Raw genomic sequence first — 20,315 nt, forward strand, 5'->3', positions numbered from 1 at the left:
TGTGGGTAACGAGGACAAGCTCCGTCAGTACCTCAAGCGCGTTACGGCTGATCTGCGAGCTACTCGCAAGCGGCTGCAGGAAGTCGAGTCGGGATCGGACGAGCCTGTGGCTATCGTCTCGATGAGCTGCCGGCTGCCGGGCGGCGCGGATTCACCCGAGGCGCTGTGGGAACTGGTGTCCTCGGGCGTCGACGCGATCGGTGAACCACCCGTTCATCGGGGCTGGGGCCGCGATGGGGCGGGTGGTGAACGCGCGGCGGCCCCCATCATGGGTGGATTCGTCTACGACGCCGCGGATTTCGACGCGGAGCTGTTCGGGATTTCACCACGAGAAGCTCTGGCGATGGACCCACAGCAGCGATTGCTCCTCGAGGCTTCCTGGGAGGTGCTCGAGCGCGCAGGTATCGATCCGTTGTCGGTGAGAGGTAGCCGGACCGGCGTGTTCGTGGGCGGGACATCGCATGATCACGCGGTGAAGGCGGCTTTCGGCGGTGCCGACACCGAGGGATATCTGCTGACCGGTAGCGCAGGCAGTGTGCTGTCGGGCCGGGTGTCGTACACGCTCGGGCTGGAGGGGCCGGCGATCACGATCGACACCGCGTGCTCGTCGTCGTTGGTGGCCTTGCACCTGGCGGCACGCGCGCTGAACAGTGGCGAATGTTCGCTGGCTATCGCAGGCGGTGTCGCCGTGATGTCGACACCGAGCGTGTTCGCCGAGTTCTCGACTCAAGACGCGCTGTCCTCCAGCGGCCGCTGCAAGTCTTTCGCGGCCGCTGCGGACGGCACCGCGTGGGGTGAAGGCGTGAGTCTTGTTCTGGTGGAGCGACTCTCGGACGCACGTCGAAACGGCCACCCGGTGCTGGCGATCCTGCGCGGCAGTGCGGTCAACCAAGACGGTGCCTCGAATGGCCTGACCGCGCCGAACGGCCCGTCGCAGCAGCGGGTTATCCGTGAGGCGTTGGACAACACCCGATTGAGCGCCGCCGATGTGGATGTCGTGGAGGCGCACGGCACCGGAACGGTGCTGGGTGATCCGATCGAGGCACAGGCCCTGCTGGCGACCTATGGTCCGGGTCGCCCGGAAGATCGCCCGCTGCTGTTGGGGTCGATCAAATCGAACATCGGTCACACGATGGCGGCCGCGGGTGTGGCAGGCGTGATCAAGATGGTGGAGGCACTGCGCCGCGGGCAGGTGCCCGCCACGTTGCACGTGGACGAACCGACGCCGAAGGTGGACTGGTCCTCGGGCGGGGTCGAGTTGGTGACCGAATTGCGGCCGTGGCCGACGGTGGACCGTCCGCGCCGCGCCGCGGTGTCCTCTTTCGGTGCGTCCGGCACCAATGTGCACCTCGTACTCGAACAATCACCGGTGCTCGAGGAGGTACCGATCGAGCGCGCCGGCGAACCTCCGGTCGTGCTGCCGATCGTGGTGTCCGCGCGTTCTCGCCAGGCCTTGGCGGCACAGGCAGGCAGGCTCTCGGCGTTGCTGGCGGATCGTCCCGATGTCGATCTCGCGGACGTGGCCGGCTCACTGATGTCGACACGTGCGCTGCTGCCGCATCGGGCGGTCGTCGTCGCCGGCTCCACGACGAACCCACAGGCCGGGCTGCTGGCGGTGGCGAACGGGGAGAGTGCGCCGAATGTGATCGGTGGGGTGGCGCGCCCGGGTCGTGTGGTGTTCGTGTTTCCGGGGCAGGGTGCCCAGTGGGTAGGGATGGGGCGCGAATTGTTGTCGAGTAGCGAGGTTTTCGCTGCTCGGATGGCTGAGTGTGCGGCGGTGATGGATCCGTTGACGGGTTGGTCGCTGTTGGATGTTGTTGTCGGCGATGGTGATTCGCTTGATCGGGTGGATGTTGTGCAGCCGGTCAGTTTCGCGGTGATGGTGTCGTTGGCGGCGGTGTGGGAGTCGTTCGGTGTGGTGCCGGATGTGGTGGTGGGGCATTCGCAGGGTGAGATCGCGGCGGCGTGTGTGTCGGGTGCGTTGTCGTTGGTGGATGCGGTGCGGGTGGTGGTGGGGCGTAGTCGGGTGATTGCGTCGGCGTTGTCCGGTCGGGGTGGGATGGTGTCGGTGGCTTTGTCTGTCGGCCGGGTGGAGGAATTGATTGCGGGGTGGGGGGATCGGGTTTCTGTCGCGGCGATGAATGGTCCTGAGTCGTCGGTGGTTTCGGGTGAGGTCGCGGTGTTGGAGGAGGTGGTTGCCGAGTGTGAGCGTCGGGGTGTTCGTGTGCGTCGGGTGGATGTGGATTATGCGTCGCATTCGGTGCAGGTGGATTCGGTTGCGGTGGAGTTGGCGGGGGTGTTGGCCGGGGTGGTGCCGCGGGTGGGTCGGGTGCCGTTGTTCTCGACTGTGCGGGGTGAGTTGTTGGATGGGTCGGAGTTGGATGGGGGGTATTGGTTCGAGAATTTGCGTCGGCCGGTGGGTTTCGCTGGTGCGGTGGAGTCGTTGCTGGGTGGGAATTATCGGTTCTTTGTCGAGGTGAGTTCGCATCCGGTACTCGTCCCCGCGATTCAGGAGGCGATCGAGGCGGCCGACCTGCCCGCGATCGCACTCGGAACGCTGCGCCGTGACTCCGGCGGATTCGACCGCATGACCACCGCGCTGGCGACGGCGTTCGCCCACGGCGCAGCGGTCGACTGGAGTCCGTTCTACGCCGGTGCGGGCCGGGTCGAATTGCCCACCTACGCGTTTGCGCGCCAGCGGTATTGGCTTGAACAGACCGCGGCAGTAAAGCCTTCGTCGGAGCCCGCTTTCGATGCGGAGTTCTGGGAGGTGGTCGAACGTGGCGATGTCACGGCACTGGCCAGCGGTCTGGGCGTCGACACAGAGGCGGCGACCGCAATTCTTCCCGGCCTGGCCACCTGGCGGCGTCACCGGCACGATTGCGCGACCGTGGACTCCTGGAGATATGCCGTTGATTGGCAGTCGATCCAGGTCACGGGTGGAGCGTCGCGCTCCTGGCTTGTTCTCGTTCCGGCTGACCTGGTGGGTGACGCCGACGTGCTCGCCGTGGCGCGGACACTCGGCGACGCACAGGTGCGCGAGATCTGCACCGAAGACCGCACCGAACTGGCGACTGTGCTGGCGGAATTCAGCGGCATCGACGGTGTGGTCAGCTTCGGAAACACTACGACCACAACACTTGCACTGGTTCAGGCATTGGGCGATGCGGGGGTCGGCGCACCACTGTGGTTGGTGACTCGCGGCGCGGTGGCTGTCGCAGCTCCAGATCCGCGGCAGTCCGAATTGTGGGGCCTGGGACCGGTTGTCGGGCTGGAGCATGCGCAGCGCTGGGGCGGCCTGGTGGATCTGCCTACGACCCTCGACGATCGGGCGCTCGAGGAATTCGTAGCCGTGCTGAGCGGGTCCCATGGTGAGGATCAGGTCGCGATTCGCGAAAACGGCGTTCTGGCACGGCGAATTGTGCCGGCTCGGGCCAATTCGGATGTGGCCGCTCCGACCTGGCAGACCAGCGGTACAGCGTTGATCACCGGCGGTACCGGCTCGATCGGCGCTATTACCGCAAGGTGGGTCATCGAACGCGGCGCGCAGCGGGTGGTGCTCGCGAGTCGGCGCGGAGTTGCGGCCGCAGGTACCGACGAACTGGCCGCCGAACTGCGTTCGCTCGGTGCGGAGGTCGAGATCGTGGCCTGCGATATCGCCGACCGCGACGCCGTGGCTGCCCTGGTCGCCCTGGCACATGCGGACGAGGCTCCGCTTCGGACTGTGATCCACGCTGCCGCGTCGCTGGAGATCGCGACCCTACCCGGCACGACGGTCGACGAATTCGAGGCCATGATGCGTGCCAAGGTGCAGGGCGCGATTCATCTGAACGAACTCACCGAAGGCATCGACCTCGATGCTTTCGTGCTCTTCTCTTCGATCGCGGGTGTCTGGGGTAGCGGGGCGCACGGTGCCTATGGTGCGGCGAACGCACACCTCCACGCCCTGGCACAACAACAGCGCGCTCGCGGTCGCGTTGCCCTGTGTATCGCTTGGGGCGTATGGGGCACGCCGAACATGTGGGACAGCAGCAATCTCGTCGAAGGGATGGTGTTCGGCGAGCGGCAGACGCGGCATGGCATGCCCCCGATGGATCCCGATCGGGCACTGGCCGGCATGCATATCGCCCTGGACCGCGACGAGACCTTCCTGCTGATCGCGGATATCGACTGGGCCAACTTCTTCCCGCTTTTTACCGTAGCGCGCCGAAGTCCGTTGCTCACAACGGTTCCCGACGTTGCGCGAATCCTGGTAGAACAGGAGCCGACTCGTACGTCTGCCGGTGCCGATTCGATATTGCGAGAGCGGCTTTCGTCCATGACCGAGCGGGACCGAATCGGCTTTGTCCTGGAGCAGGTGCGAACCGAGGTTGCCATAGTCCTCGGTCACGCTGGCGCTGACGCGGTTGATCCGGATCGTGCTTTCCAAGAACTCGGTTTCAATTCCCTCACAGCGGTCGAACTGCGAAATCGTCTGGTCGAGTCGACCGGGATGAAGCTGCCGTCCACCATGGTTTTCGACTACCCGACCACCCGTGATCTGGCCCTGTATCTGATCGCCGAGGCCTTTGGAATCGATCCGGTGCAAATGCCGGAATCAGCTGCGCCGTCGATTCCGGTCGACGATGATCCGGTTGTTATCGTGGCGATGGCCTGCCGCTACCCGGGCGGTGTCGCATCACCGGCCGAGCTGTGGCAGCTGGCTATGGATGGCGTGGACGCCATCTCCGGATTCCCCACCGATCGCGGGTGGGGTGTCGACACCGAATACCACGCGGATCCGGAGCACCCTGGTGCCTCCTACCTTCGGCAAGGCGGATTTCTGTACGACGCTGCTGATTTCGATGCCGACCTGTTCGGCATCTCGCCACGAGAGGCACTGGCAATGGATCCGCAACAGCGGATCCTGCTGGAGTCATCCTGGGAGTTGTTCGAGCGGGCTGGGATTGATCCGCTGTCGATGCATGGCAGTAGGACCGGGGTGTTCGTCGGCGGGACATCGCAGGACCACTCCATCAAGGCTGTATTCGCTGGGGCCGACACCGAGGGATATATCGTCACCGGCAGTGCGGCGAGCGCTTTGTCCGGGCGAGTCTCCTACGAGCTGGGCCTTGAAGGGCCCGCGATTACGGTGGATACCGCATGCTCGTCATCTTTGGTTGCCCTGCATCTCGCGGTCGAATCGGTGCGCAGGGACGAGTGCACGATGGCGATCGCCGGCGGAGTGACCGTCATGTCCACTCCGAGCGCTTTCGGCGAGTTCAAGCGTCAGGGCGGTCTGGCGAGCAGTGGCCGGTGTAAGGCGTTCTCGGCGTCGGCGGATGGCATCGGTTTCGGGGAGGGCGTCGGCCTGGTGCTGTTCGAGCGCCTCTCTCATGCTCGCCGTAACGGGCACCAGGTCTTGGCTGTGGTCCGTGGTAGTGCAGTGAACCAGGATGGTGCCTCCAACGGTTTCTCGGCTCCGAACGGGCCGTCCCAGCAGCGGGTCATCCGTCAGGCGCTGGCGAGTTCGCGTTTGACGGCGGCTGACGTCGATGTAGTGGAGGCGCACGGCACAGGCACGACATTGGGTGATCCGATCGAGGCGCAAGCTCTGCTGGCGACCTACGGCCGAGAGCGCTCGGCGGACCAGCCCTTGTGGCTGGGGTCGATCAAGTCGAACATCGGGCACACGATGGCGGCGGCGGGTGTGGCTGGTGTGATCAAGATGGTCGAGGCAATGCGCCGGGGGGCGATCCCTCCGACATTGCACGTCGATTCACCTACACCGCAGGTGGATTGGTCTTCGGGCACGATGGAACTGCTGACCGATTCCCGTCCGTGGCCTGAGCTCGATCGCGCCCGACGGGCGGGTGTGTCGTCGTTCGGGATCAGCGGCACGAACGCGCACATGATTCTTGAACAGGCTCAGAACGAGCCGTCCGCGCCGCAGTCGCAGGTACGCCCTGTCGATCATGCTTTCGCGTGGGCGCTGTCGGCTCGAAGTGCCGCCGGGCTACGAGCCCAGGCACAACAATTGCAGGCGTATGTCGAGGCCGATCCGAGTGCCGAACCGGCGGATATCGCGTCAGCGCTGGTGCATTCGCGGGCTGCCCTGGGAAGCCGCGCGCTGGTGGTGGCGGCCGACCGGAGCGAGTTCATATCCGGGCTGGCGGCGCTGTCGGTCGGAGATCCCGCGGTGGGCGTGGAGTCCGGGGATACGATCGAGGGCCGGACGGTGTTCGTGTTTCCGGGGCAGGGTGCCCAGTGGGTAGGGATGGGGCGCGAATTGTTGTCGAGTAGCGAGGTTTTCGCTGCTCGGATGGCTGAGTGTGCGGCGGTGATGGATCCGTTGACGGGTTGGTCGCTGTTGGATGTTGTTGTCGGCGATGGTGATTCGCTTGATCGGGTGGATGTTGTGCAGCCGGTCAGTTTCGCGGTGATGGTGTCGTTGGCGGCGGTGTGGGAGTCGTTCGGTGTGGTGCCGGATGTGGTGGTGGGGCATTCGCAGGGTGAGATCGCGGCGGCGTGTGTGTCGGGTGCGTTGTCGTTGGTGGATGCGGTGCGGGTGGTGGTGGGGCGTAGTCGGGTGATTGCGTCGGCGTTGTCCGGTCGGGGTGGGATGGTGTCGGTGGCTTTGTCTGTCGGCCGGGTGGAGGAATTGATTGCGGGGTGGGGGGATCGGGTTTCTGTCGCGGCGATGAATGGTCCTGAGTCGTCGGTGGTTTCGGGTGAGGTCGCGGTGTTGGAGGAGGTGGTTGCCGAGTGTGAGCGTCGGGGTGTTCGTGTGCGTCGGGTGGATGTGGATTATGCGTCGCATTCGGTGCAGGTGGATTCGGTTGCGGTGGAGTTGGCGGGGGTGTTGGCCGGGGTGGTGCCGCGGGTGGGTCGGGTGCCGTTGTTCTCGACTGTGCGGGGTGAGTTGTTGGATGGGTCGGAGTTGGATGGGGGGTATTGGTTCGAGAATTTGCGTCGGCCGGTGGGTTTCGCTGGTGCGGTGGAGTCGTTGCTGGGTGGGAATTATCGGTTCTTTGTCGAGGTGAGTTCGCATCCGGTACTCGTCCCCGCGATAGAACAGGTTGCCGATGCCGGTGACCGGACTGCCGCAGTAATCGGCACGTTGCGGCGAGGTGATGGCGGGCAGCGGCGATTGCTCCAATCGCTCGGGCAGGCATGGGTGCACGGTTTGAACGTCGACCGGTGTGCGGTCTTCGGCTCCGACTCGCCTCGTCAGCGGGTCGAGCTACCGACGTATGCCTTTCAGCGGCAACGCTACTGGTTGGAATTCAGTGCCGCCGGGGATACCGAGTCGACACCGCAGCAGCCTGATTCTCCGGAGTCGGAATTCTGGCGACTGGTGGAGAGCGGAGATCTGGAATCCCTTGCCGACCTTGTCGGTGTCGACCCCGCATCGGGCCCGAGCGGTGTTGTCGCCGCGCTACCACAATGGCGTAATCGTGCTCATACTATGGCGATCGGAGATGCATGGCGCCACATCGATGCCTGGCGGCCGTTCGAGATCACGACAGGTTCTTTGGAAGGCCGATGGCTGCTGGTGCTGCCGAGTGAGCATGACCGGCTTCCCCTCGTCGCGACGATCCTGGAGGCTTTCCGGCCGGCTGATTGCGCTCTCGTGGCGGTATCGTCCGACGACGACCAGCTCTCCCTTGCCGAAAAGATTCGGGGCGTACTCGGATTCGACCGGTCGGTGCACGGAGTATTGTCGCTGTTGGCGCTCACCCGCGCCTTCGATCCATCGCACCCAGACGTTTCGGCGTCGGTTTCGGCGAACCTGTATCTGACTCAGGCCTTGGCGGATCTCGATCTCGATGCGCGCCAGTGGTGGCTGACCTACGGTGCCGTCGTCGCCGGTGGTGATGATCCGGTGCCGACCGCCGCGCACGCCCAGTTGTGGGGACTCGGAAGAGTGGTGGCACTGGAACAACCCCGAACGTGGGGCGGCGTGATCGATCTGCCCGCGACTGTCGATGCGAACGTCGTCGCATCGGTGGCAGGGGTCGTGTCGGGTGACCACGGTGAAGATCAGGTCTCGGTTCGGGGTGAACAGGTATTCGGTCGCCGCTTGGTGCCGAGTGCTCCGGATCGGCGGCGGTGGGCTCCCCGAGGCACGGTTCTGATCACCGGAGGAACCGGTGCGCTCGGCGGGCATGTGGCCCGGTGGGCAGCAACCCATGGAGCGGGCCACATCCTCCTGGTCAGCCGGACCGGCGGTGAGGCGCAGACAGCATCCGAGCTCACGACCGAGTTGCGGGACCTGGGCGCGGAAGTGACGTTCGCTGCCTGCGACGTCTCCGATCCAGCGGCTTTGGCGGCTGTGTTCGATCAGATTCCCGCCGAACACCCGTTGCGGGCGGTGGTGCACACCGCCGGTGTCGTGTCCTCCGGCAGGCTCGCCGAGACCACCGTCGAGCAGATCGCGGTCTCCAACGCGGCCAAGGTGGCCGGTGCGCGCAACTTGGACAGGCTGACTCGCGACTGTGAACTGGACGCGTTCGTGTTGTTCTCCTCAGGCGCCGCGTCGTGGGGTAGCGCAGGCAGTGCTGCTTACGCGCTGGGGAACGCGTATCTGGACGGACTGGCGTTGGAGCGCAGGGCTTGCGGCCTGCCTGCGACTTCGATCGCGTGGGGTCTGTGGGGAGGCGGAGGTATGGCCGAGGGCGCCGCCGAGATGATGCTCGGCCGCCGCGGGTTGCGGCATATGATGCCCGAGGCGGCGGTGTACGCGTTGGCGGCCGCGGTTGTCGGTGACGACACTCTGGTCACCGTGGCCGATGTCGACTGGGCTTGGTTCGCCCAGACCTTCACGATCGCACGTCCCAGCCGACTGATCGCCGAAATTCCCGCGGTGCGTGAGTCGTTGCTCGCGCAGCAAGAGGTCGCCGGACCCAGCGCCTCCGACTGGACAGCAGGACTGGCCCGCCTGTCGGTATCCGAGCAGCTGGAGCAGCTCACCGCAGCGGTTCGCACAACGGTCGCCACCGTACTCGGGCATCAGAACAGCGACGCGGTCGATCCAGGACGTCTCTTCCTGGAGCTCGGCTTCGATTCCCTGACAGCTATCGACCTGCGTAACCGGCTCAGCCAGATACTCGGCTTGGATCTGCGGTCCTCGTTGGCATTCGATTACCCCACGGTGACATCGCTTGCCGAGCAATTGCAGACGATGCTCACCGACGGTGAACAACCGTCGTCCGTGGATTCGTCGATGCTCAGCATCACCTCCCTCTACCGCGACGCCTGTGGTGCGCACCGTTATGTGGAGGCCAATGAAATGGCTATGGCGGCGGCGCTGCTTCGTCCGACCTTCACCACCGCCATAGAGATGAGCATGACCAGGGAACCGCTGAAACTGGCTTCGGGTACCCAGGAACCCGTGTTGATCGGCATTCCTGCCACGAGTCCGTTGTCGGGGCCGTACGAATTCTCCCGCATTGCAAAGCACTTCCAGGACCAACGCGAGTTCTGGGTGTTGCCACTGTCCGGATTTCATCCCGGCGAGCGACTCCCGGCGACCTGGGAGGTTCTCGTCGATACAGTGGTCGACGCCGTGCTTCACGTCGCGGATGGACGACCGTTCGTTCTGGTGGGTCGTTCGGCCGGAGGAACAATCGCCCATGGCGTCGAGGTCGGTCTCGAGAAGCGTGGAGCCCGAGCGGAGGGCGTAGTTCTGCTGGATACCTTCGAGATCGGAAGTAAGGAAACACTCCTCGTTCAGCCGGGTGTGCTACGCCACCTCTACGACCAGGAGAACAAAGTTGGCAAGATGGACGACATCCGTTTGACGGCGATGTCTGGATACTACCGACTGCTGGCGAATTGGGAACGGCGCGAAATCACCTGCCCAACGTTGTTTGTGGCGGCTGCCGATGCTGATGCAGACACCGGAGTCTCGGCAGTATGGTCACTGGAACACGAATTGGCCACAGTGCCGGGCGATCATTTCAGCATGACTGAGGAGTATTCGATCGACACCGCCACCGCAATCGAGAATTGGATCCGAAGCGAAGGGATGTAGCGGAGCTGGTCGGATCGAGCGGCGACGCGGCGACCCCCGGCTGGACGACAGTTCACAATGCGGAACTGTGGTCCAGCCGGAGGGCTGGGTACAACGGTTGGCGCAAACGGCGAATGCACCCTCCCGCGAATTCGTGGGAGGGTGCATTCGCCGTTGTCGGTTCAGTCGCCCCGGTGCTCGAGCAGTGCGTCCGGCAGTGGCTTCTGGTCGAGGAGCTCGGCCGGGACCGGATTGGGGTTGGGCTGTGAGTCAGGAGACATGTTCTGGCAGTACAGCCCGACGAGTACCCCTCGCGGATCGCGAATGTGGGCGATATCGGCGGTGTTGTCCTCGTTGGTCGTAGGGGGCACCGTGATCGTGCCGCCGGCTTCTTCGACCAGGCGGCAGGCCACCTTCAGATCGTCTACCTGGAGGATGATTGCGAGATACTCGTCGGGAACATCGACGCCCTCCGGAGTCAGTTCAGTGTCCCAGGATGTGCCGAACGGCATGGCGCTGCCGGCCGGGGTGTTGGCGAAACCATAGGGCTTGCCGGGCCCATCGAATCCATCCGTAAACGTCCACCCGAAAGCCTTTTCGTAGAACTCCTGGGTCTTCACGAGATTCTTACTGCCGATTTCGAAAGAGATTACTCGACCGATGTTGTTCGTCATATGCGCTAGTCTTTACGGGCCGTGGCGGGATTGTCAACCGCGTTGCGAGACAGTTCTATCCGAATAATTTAGGGGTATCGCAGGGGTGTTCGGATAGGGGGAATTTCTAATAGCGTTGGCTGCGGGTAAATCCGCGAAGGAATTTTTAGCCCTTCGAACCATGCCTGATGTCCGCGATGATTCAGAGGTCACCAGATGCTCAATCTCGACAACGCTCAGACTTCTTCGACGTCGATCGATTTGGCCGGACGTTACACAACGAATTCCGGAGCGAGCGTAATCACGGGAACTCAAGCAATCGTCCGTCAATTGGTCGAACAGCACGAACGAGACAACCGTGCCGGGCAGAGAGTCGCGACCTTCGTATCCGGGTATCCAGGTAGTCCGCTGGCGGGTCTGGACCGCCTGCTCGCCGGTATGCGCGAACTGTCCACCGAGCACGATCTGCATCTGGTGCCCGGTGTCAACGAAGAGCTCGCCGCCACATCGGTATGGGGCAGTCAGATCGAATTGCCGAGCGGGTCACGCACTCACGACGGTGTTGTCGGTGTCTGGTATGGCAAGGGACCCGGCCTGGACAGGGCCGGCGATGCGATGCGCCATGCTGCCCTGTACGGTGCGCATCCGACCGGCGGAGTCTTGGTGCTGGTCGGTGATGATCCCGCCGCGAAGTCCTCGAGTGTGCCCGCTGCCAGCGAGCGGGCTCTGGCCGCTCTCGGGATGCCGGTCTTCTTCCCACGCAATGCGGAGGAGATTGTCGCGTTCGGGCTGTACGGGGTGGCGCTCTCGCGAGCCTCTGGCTGCCTGTCGTCGATGAAGATCGTCGCCGACGTGGCCGATGGCTTGTGGACCCTGGATCGCGACTTCGCCACCTTCGACATCGCCGTCCCTCGGATCGAATGGCAGGGTTCACCCTGGACCTACCGTCAGCGGATATGCGCGGCCCCGCCGGACAGTTTGCTCGCGGAGGCGGACCTGCACGGGCCACGGTGGGCGATGGTCGAAGCCTTCAACGCGGCCAACGATATCGATTGCATGGAGGTGGACCCCTCTGACGCTTGGCTCGGCATCGTCGCCGTCGGTACCGCGTACGACAGTGTTTGTGAGGCGCTCGGCAATCTGGGACTCGACCGAGACGACCTCGAACGGGCCGGGGTGCGAATCCTGCGCATCGGAATGCCGTACCCGCTCGGTCACGACAAGGTACGCCGGCTCGCACGTGGGGTGCGAACGGTCCTAGTGATAGAGGAGAAGACCGCATTCGTCGAGCTTCAGGTAGTGCGTGGCTTGTACGGCCGCGCCGAGGCGCCCGAAGTTATCGGCAAGCAAGGCGCGGATGGTCGGAACCTGATTCCAGCTGACGGGCAACTCACCGCTGAGCGGCTGACCGAGCCGCTCCATCGAGTTCTTGCCCCGCACGTCCAGGTCCGCGCCCCCCGGCCTGCCCGGTTGGACCTGACGGTGCTGCCTACTAGCCGTACGGCGGCGTTTTGTTCGGGATGCCCACACAACCGGTCGACGGTCGTGCCGGCGGGTTCGCTGGCCGGCGGCGGTATCGGGTGCCATACCTTGGTGACGATGTCCTCGCGACCAGAGTCCCAGGTCGTTTCGATGACTCAAATGGGCGGGGAAGGCGCGCAGTGGATTGGGCAGGCGCCCTTCACCGATACCGGGCACATCTTCCAGAACATCGGCGATGGGACCTACTTCCATTCGGGGCAGCTTGCCGTACAGGCATGCGTTGCTGCCGGAGTCGATATCACCTACAAGATCCTGTACAACTCGGCAGTTGCCATGACAGGCGCGCAGGCCGCCGAAGCTGCGGTGGGCATTCCGGACCTGACCCGAAAGCTCGCGGCGGAAGGGGTTTCCAGGATTATTGTGTGCTCCGATGATCCTGGTCGCTTCGAGACCGATCAGCCGGCGGTCGGCACAGCGGTGTGGCATCGCGATCGGCTCGATGAAGCGCAGCGGTTGCTGCGCGATATCAAGGGCGTCACCGTCCTGATCTACGACCAGGAGTGCGCCGCGGAGGCGCGTCGTCAGCGCAAGCGTGGGCTCGCACCTCAACGCCGGACCCGGGTGCTGATCAATGAGGCTGTCTGCGAGGGGTGTGGCGACTGTGGGATCAAGAGCAACTGCCTGTCGGTGCACCCGGTGGACACGGCCTTCGGCCGAAAAACCCGCATCGATCAGTCCAGCTGCAATACCGATTACACCTGCCTCGACGGCGACTGTCCGTCGTTCGTCACAGTGGAGTTGCCGGAGCGCTCGACGACGTCTCCGGTTCCCGTGCCACCGGCGTTGTCCACTCCGCGGTTGCCACCGGTCGACGGTGAATTCAACCTGTTTCTGGCCGGGATCGGCGGAACAGGAATCGTCACCGTGAATCAGGTTCTCGGTGTCGCCGCGCACGCCGACGGGTTCCGGGTGTCGGGTCTGGATCAGATCGGGCTCAGTCAGAAGGCTGGACCGGTTACCTCGCACCTTCGCCTCGGTGCAGGAAAAGCGTCGTCCACCAACAGAATCAATCCCGCGGCGGCGGATTGCCTGCTGGCTTTCGACCTACTGACCGCGGCTGAGGGCAAAAACGCTGTGTACGCCGATCGGGAACGGACGGTGACAGTCTCTTCGATCAGTGCGACTCCGACCGCCGCGATGATTCGCGACTCCTCCGTTGCCTATCCACCGACGGTGGAACTGCTCGAACGACTCGAGTCCACGTCGGCACGAGCGTTCGACATCGACGCCTTGGCTGCGTCCATGGCCTTGTTCGGAGCCGTCGAACCCGCCAACTTCCTGTTGGTCGGTGCCGCATATCAGTTCGGAGCGATTCCGATTTCGGAGCAAGCGATCGAGGCCGCGATCGAGGCCAACGGGGTTGCGATCGAGATCAATCGAGCGGCTTTCCGCTGGGGCCGCGCCGCGGTGATGTGTCCCGAGGCTTTCGAAGAGGCGGTGGCGCAGCGTCTGACACCACCGGCGCGTAGCGCACTGCCGATACCACACCACTTGCTGGGATCGATATCCATCGACGGCTCGGTTCGCACACTGGTCGAAGGTCACGCGGCCGAGCTCATCGCGTTCCACAACGAGAAGGCCGCCGTTCGCTACCTCTCAGTGGTCCAACATGTGTGGAATGCCGAGCGAAAACTGGGCCTGCGTACCGAGTTCAGCGAAAGCGCCGCGCGCGGTCTGTTCAAGCTGTCTGCATACAAGGACGAGTACGAGGTCGCTCGGCTTCTCACTGACCCGGCCTTCCTTCGGGCGGTCCGAGCCGACTTCCCGGATTCCACCGAACTCACCTATCGATTGCATCCACCGATGCTGCGTTCGCTCGGTATGACGAAGAAGCTGGGACTGCGTCCTCGGTCGCACCCGACCTTGCGGCTTCTCGCGCGGGGAAAGGTCTTGCGAGGAACGCCTTTCGATCCCTTCGGCTATGCCCGTGTCCGGCGGTTCGAGCGTGCCCTGCTCGCGCAATACGAGCAGATGATTCGGGAGGCCGCTGAGGGATTGGCCCCGGAAACCTACACGGTCGCGGTCGCCGCGGCGCAGGCGGCTGATGTCGTGCGCGGCTACGAGGCGGTCAAAATGCGTAGTGCCGAGGAGTATCGCCGGGTGCTGCGTGCGTTGCACATCGAGACGCCCACCCTGGGGCCGTTTCTCGTGTGAGGGATGTCGCGGGCAGGCAAGAGGCCTCACTCGGAGTGAGTGAGGCCTCAGCGAACGGGTGTTCAGTAGTGCAGGGCAACAGCTGACGGCAGCTCGTCGGCGCGGCCCCATTTCGATTCCGAAATACGGATGACAGCGTGTAGCGTGCCGGCGATTCTGCTGACGATAGCGGGGCTATCGGCCGCCTCGATACTCAACTGATCATCGTAGGTATGGAAGACGACCGCACCGTCACCGAGTGCTTCCAGCCGTCTCTTTTTGACCCGGTCAGCGTTGCTGATATGGGTGATATAGAAGTCGGTAATCTGCAGGCCCAGCGGTGTGCGCATCGGTGGTACGCGTCCCACGTTGGTGCCGAAGACCATCCCGGGCGGCATGAGGAAATTGTCACTACCGCCAGGTATTTCGGCGAATTGCAGCGGTCCCTGTTGAACGATTCCTGCCGCGAGCCCGGCGTCCAGCGTCGCGCAGATCTCGCGGGCCAGTTCGAGTACCCCTGCGTTGTATTCGGTGGGTTGGTAGAAGCCTGAGCCGATGACATTGGTGCCTTCGGTCACGTCGATGGGCGGAGCTACCTTGGTGCGCAGATCGACCGGGTAGCAGTACAGCAGCTCGGTCAGCCTCATTCCACGAGTTTCAGCGTGGGCCAGCAGAATTGCTCCGCCGATCACGCCGTTGATAGTTACCTGCTCGTCGTGGCACAGTGTGGTGAGCGCGGCCGTTTGTTCCTTGGACAACCGGATGCGTGTCGTCCCCAGACCTGTGAAATCGTCACCGAGCAGTGGATCAGGTTGCCTCGCAAGCAGATTCAATGCCGGTATGGCCGCGGTATCGGTACTCACGCCGGCGGGGCTCGACAAGCTCGTGGCTTCGGGGGTAGGTGCGTCAGCGAATGTTGGTAGCGCAAGTTTCTTGACGCCGCGGGCAATCAGAAGATCTTCGACGGGTAGCGGGTACGCGCGCACCTGTTCCGCAACCTGCCTCCCCGCGGTGATTTCGGTGTAGTATGACCACAACTCGTCGAATACCGCCAGCCCGTGCTGGCCGTCGGCGATGCTGTGATGTACGAACAAGGTGGTGCTCGCGGTCTCCTTTCCGCGCACCACCGCTAGCCCACTCAATGACGTACTTTGATCCAACGTTGTCTCACCGGCCAGCCGTTCTGGATCGCCGTCGATGACCGAGACCTCCGGAAGGGTTCCGGACGTCGCGAACGAATATCCGGACGCGGTAACTTCTATTCGTGCGCCCAGAATCGGATAGTTGTGTAGCAATGCTCTGTATGCCTTGGCTAAGACGTCGAGATCCAATTGCCCGGATAAGCGAACCACGTACCCTGCAAAGTACTCGACGTGCGCGAAGTATCTTTCGCTCGGCGCCAACGGTCTGATGTCAATATTTTCGGTCATAGGTGATCTTCTTGTTCGGGGCCATGCGGGGAATGCGCCGCAGACAGATTCGATTCCCGTGGATGGCAAGGGTTCTTAGTCAGGTTCTACGACCCGGTCGGCCTGGAGAACACGACCGGGATCCATGGCAGGGAGCGCGTACCGGGTGCGAACTCGACGACCATCTCTGGATCGGCGGCAATGCCGAGGGCCTTGAAGGCTGAGCGGCTGTAGGCGCGCAGTGTGCCGATGAGGGAGTCGTGGAGGAACGGTGGCACCGCTGACGGCGGTGACACCATCATTACTGCGATCGAGGTGGGGATGAACATCAGTGGAGCGAGCAAGATGCCGAGAGTCGAAGGGCGTTCCAGGTCGATCACCAGAAACTTCTTGCCTACCCGAGTTGCGTCGGCGATAACCTGAACAGCGTCTTGGGGCGGAAGATGGTGCATGGACACGGCGAACACTACGAGGTCGAAACTGTTCTCCGGCTCATCGATCTTGGTGGCATCGATCAGTTTCACCGTGCAGCGGGGGTGTTGGCCCAGGGGGCTTGCGGCGATGTTCGACACCGATGCCGGATCGAGATCGCTCACGGTCACTTCGGCAGTGGGGTGAAGTTTCAGTATCTCGGCGGAGACTCCGCCATGTCCCGCGCCGAGCTCCAGGATCCTCGGGTTGTCCAGGTCCGAGACCTGGTCCAGCACCATCTGCGCGTTGAGCGTGTGAAGGCCGAAGCGTTCACCGAAGCGGTCGAGGGTCCCGATCACCTTCTGCTTGAGTTCATCGGAGATGTCGTATCGGTCGGTTATTTCTGGCCGTTGCGTTTGTAGCCGACGATTGATCCACGATGCGTCCGGTCCGCCACGCGGCATCCGAGCGATTTCCTCGGCGGTGAGCTTTCCTTGTGTCATGTTCCCTCTTTGTCGCGAATCTGGCTGTTAAAGAATTTCACTGCGCGCTGGATTGCAGATTCTTCTGGAGTTCTCGCAATCTGGCCGAGAACGATGCGACGTGCGCTTCTAGGCCTGCCGGCTTGTTCCCGGCCTCGGTTGCCCGGCGGATATCGCTCCGCGCCTCCTGGAGTTGGCGCGCCGACATGTGAGCTGTGCCGTGGGTTTCGAAGATATAGTCGCGTTCGCCGTAGTAGTCGCAGTCGCTCAGCATGAATGCCAGCTTCATTCCGCAGGAGTTGTCGAATGTCTCGCGATAGGCCACGACATCGGCTGCGACGGAGCGGATCGAGATCGACGTCCGCTTTATCTTCTGGTTCTGTGTCCGGTGGATGATGTCACCACGGAGGACGAGGAGATCGCCGGGAGCCAGCAGGGGGGTATGCGCGATCGAGTCGATGTCCACTCGGAAGGTGTGCGAGCCGCCGGCATTGTCGTCGACGCGGGTCTTACCGGTGTATCGAGCAGCGCCGGAACCGACTGCGATATCGGACAGTTCGGGATCGGAACTTTTCAGTTTCGAGAACGGGACGACGGTAACATTCGAATGGGAGATGTCCTCCTTGTCGAGGACGAGGTACAGGTTCGTGTACCGCAGATGCTGGCCGAAATCGTAGAATGATCCGTGTTCCTGATGAAAAGGAAAGTTTACCGAGTGCTCCGGGTCCTCGGGATCGACCGAGAAGATTCCACTGTGGGTGAGGATCATGTCGGTGCCGAACAAGTCGAGCTGAAGTTTGTGCAACTTCTCCTGCACTACGGCCGGGATCTGCGAAGGATCCTCGATCGCCGTCACCAGGCGCTTGCCGAAGTATCCAGCGCCCGCGCCATGTCCTACTTCCTCGGCGAATCGCAGTAGATCTGCAATTTCCCGATCGTCGAGAAATTTCTCGATGTGAACGAACCCGTCCGTGTCGAGTGCGGTTTTCATAGTCCTCTTCCAGGGTCTCGAGCAGTCAATCCCAAGCTATTGGTGTAGTTTCAAGTATTTTGAAACGGGGCAACTCGATGTAAGTATTGGTACCGGCTTCGAGCGTTGTCAACCAAGACTGCGAGTTAAGCGGTCAACTGGTATGTGAATAGGGGTGTGACAGGGGTGTCGAACTAGGGGGAAATCCTTCTAGTCTTATTGCGACTGAAAAAGAAGATGTCCATCCGATCTGCGTCTCACAGTGGATGGAATGCGGCCCTGGGCCGGCCGCCGACACCCTATGGCGGGAGCCTTCAAGCCGATGACAATGCATTCTGTGGATTCTCTGACGTCTCCTCTGATTTTCGTGCTTTCCGGTTTCGATCGAAATGCTCTGAGCCGCCGCGCGACGAATATCCGCGAGTTCTTGTCGGAGCACCCGGGGCATGAGCTCCGAGACGTCGCCTACTCACTGGCCGGTACCGATCCGCAGGACGAGTTCCGGGCCGCGATGGTCGTGACGAGCCGAGCGCAGTTGCTGAGTGAGCTCGAGGGGATCGCGCAGGGGCGACCGCTCCCGGGAACCGCGATCGGCCAGGCCCGCCACGGTGGCGGAGTCGTCTTCGTCTACCCGGGTATCGGGGCGGAATGGCCGGGAATGGCCGCGGCGCTGCTCGAGTCGTCGCCGGTCTTCGAAGCGGAGGTCCGTGCGTGTGACGAGGCGCTGACGCCCATTGTCGGCTGGTCGATCCTGGATGTGCTCAGGGGGGTACCGGGCGCGCCACCGCTGGAGCGTCAGGACGTGATTCAGCCGGTTTCGTTCGCGATGTCGGCCGGGCTCACCGCACTGTGGCGCGATGCGGGGGTCGAGCCGGATGCCGTGCTCGGCTACAGCCTGGGCGAGATTCCCGCGGCATACGCGTCGGGTGGTCTGTCGCTGCCCGACAGCATGCGGACGGTGGCGCACTTCAGCCTCGAAGTGGCGGCCTTCGTCGGTCAGGGCGCGATGCTGAACGTCGCGTTGCCGGTCGCCGAGATCGGTCCCTATCTCGATCGGGCTCCCGGCCGGGTGGAGGTGGTTGGCTTCAATGGCCCGCACGCCACGGTGATTTCCGGTGATCCGGACGCCGTCATCGCGGTGCGCGCCGAGCTCGAGCACGAGGGTATCCGGTCTCAGGTGGTGCCCTTGGGGGTCGCGGCGCACACCTCGCGGCTGAGTGTCGTTCGGGACTCGCTGATGAAGTCGCTGGAGCCGATTCGCCCGCGGGTGTCGCGTGTTCCCTTCTGCTCGACGGTGATCGGCGATGTGTTCGATACCGAGCGGCTGGGCGGCGACTACTGGAGTCGCAACCTGCGCGATGTCGTCCGGTTCGACGAGGCCGTGCACAACATGCTCGGCTACGGCTATCGCCACTTCCTGGAGCCGAGTCCGCGGCCCGCGCTCGCGACCGCTATGCACGGCATCTTCGAGGCGAAGGGGACCGATGCTGTCGCGCTGGGGACCCTGCGCCGGGACGGCGGGCAGCTGGACACCTTCCTCTCCGCGGTTGCTCGCGCCTATGTCGAAGGCGTCCGGGTGGACTGGACACGCCACTTCGCGGGATCGGGTGCGCGTCGAATCCTGGTGCCGGACCTGATGGAGACATCGCGGGCAGATGGTGCGGCGCTCATCTCCGGGGCGCCCGTGGACCGTGGCGAGATCGGAAGTGTGCGAGAGATCGTCGACCTGATCCGTGCCGAGTGTGCCGCAGTGCTCGGTCGCGAGGTCGACGACCCGGAAAGCTCTTTCAGCGAGCTCGGGGTCGACTCCCTCACCGCGGTTCGACTGCGTGACCGGATCAATGCCGTGACCGGCTCGGCCCTTTCCGCGACAGTGGTCTTCGACTACGCGACGCCTACGGCGCTGGCGCAGCACATCGTCGATGCGGCGAGCGGTGCCGCCGCCATCGCCGAGTCGATCATCGAATCGGAGGCGGGCGACCCCGACGACCCGATCGCGATCGTCGCGATGAGCTGCCAGTTGCCGGGCGGTGTCACATCACCGGAAGCGCTGTGGCAGTTGGTGGAACAGGGCAAGGACGTCATCGCGGCATTCCCGCCCGATCGAGGCTGGAATCCGTCGCAGCTGCGCGAAGCCCGAACGACGCAGGGTGGGTTCCTCTACGACGCCGCGGATTTCGACGCAGGCCTTTTCGGTATTTCGCCGCGTGAGGCGTTGGCGATGGATCCGCAGCAGCGGTTGTTGCTGGAGTCGTCGTGGGAGTTGTTCGAGCGGGCCGGTATCGCTCCGGATTCGTTGCGGGGCAGCCGGACCGGTGTGTTCATCGGTCTGGCGGGCCGGGACTACGGCGGCGACATGATGAACCAATCGGAGCAGACCGCAGGCCATCTGCTCACCGGAACCTTGATGAGCGTCGCTTCCGGCCGACTCGCCTACACCTATGGCCTCGAGGGGCCGGCGCTGACAGTGGATACGGCGTGTTCGTCGTCCCTGACGGCCTTGCACCTGGCCGTGCAATCCCTCCGTCGTGGTGAATGCTCACTGGCCGTGGCGGGTGGGGCCACAGTTATGGCCACTCCGGCGGTGATGCTCGAGTTCTCCCGGCAGGGAGGGCTGGCGGCTGATGGTCGGTGTAAGTCGTTTTCGGCTGGTGCTGATGGGACTGGTTGGGGTGAGGGTGTTGGTTTGGTGTTGGTGGAGCGTTTGTCGGATGCGCGGCG

General features: G+C 63.6%; 7 protein-coding genes. 3 read left to right on the plus strand and 4 right to left on the minus strand.

The features are described 5' to 3' along the window. Position 1: 1 nt before the first annotated feature. Positions 2–10,015: a type I polyketide synthase gene (locus ACFTS5_RS33400; RefSeq protein ID WP_378639156.1), complete on the plus strand. Its 10,014-nt coding sequence runs from the start codon at positions 2–4 to the stop codon at positions 10,013–10,015. Positions 10,016–10,176: 161 nt separating this feature from the next. On the opposite strand, the gene ACFTS5_RS33405 is transcribed toward ACFTS5_RS33400, so the two are convergent. Next, entirely contained in the window at positions 10,177–10,668 is a 492-nt protein-coding gene (locus ACFTS5_RS33405; protein ID WP_378639159.1) for a VOC family protein, read from the minus strand. A gap of 195 nt (positions 10,669–10,863) precedes the next feature. Between ACFTS5_RS33405 and ACFTS5_RS33410 the strand changes: the two genes are divergently transcribed. Next, positions 10,864–14,343: an indolepyruvate ferredoxin oxidoreductase family protein gene (locus ACFTS5_RS33410; RefSeq protein WP_378639162.1), complete on the plus strand. Its 3,480-nt coding sequence runs from the start codon at positions 10,864–10,866 to the stop codon at positions 14,341–14,343. A 62-nt stretch (positions 14,344–14,405) separates the two neighbouring features. Here ACFTS5_RS33410 and ACFTS5_RS33415 read toward each other — a convergent pair whose 3' ends face one another. From ACFTS5_RS33415 to ACFTS5_RS33425, 3 genes are all read right to left on the minus strand, one after another. After that, complete coding sequence (locus tag ACFTS5_RS33415) at positions 14,406–15,752, minus strand: hypothetical protein (protein ID WP_378639164.1); 1,347 nt, start codon at positions 15,750–15,752, stop codon at positions 14,406–14,408. Between the two features lie 86 nt (positions 15,753–15,838). Then, complete coding sequence (locus ACFTS5_RS33420; RefSeq protein ID WP_378639167.1) at positions 15,839–16,645, minus strand: class I SAM-dependent methyltransferase; 807 nt, start codon at positions 16,643–16,645, stop codon at positions 15,839–15,841. Between the two features lie 37 nt (positions 16,646–16,682). Further along, positions 16,683–17,615: a hypothetical protein gene (locus ACFTS5_RS33425; protein WP_378639169.1), complete on the minus strand. Its 933-nt coding sequence runs from the start codon at positions 17,613–17,615 to the stop codon at positions 16,683–16,685. Positions 17,616–17,922: 307 nt separating this feature from the next. Here ACFTS5_RS33425 and ACFTS5_RS33430 point away from each other — a divergent pair. Beyond that, on the plus strand, positions 17,923–20,315 hold a 2,393-nt coding region (locus ACFTS5_RS33430; RefSeq protein ID WP_378639171.1), incomplete at its 3' end, for a beta-ketoacyl synthase N-terminal-like domain-containing protein.

This window comes from Nocardia sp. NPDC056952 (assembly GCF_042674185.1).
Lineage (GTDB): Bacteria > Actinomycetota > Actinomycetes > Mycobacteriales > Mycobacteriaceae > Nocardia.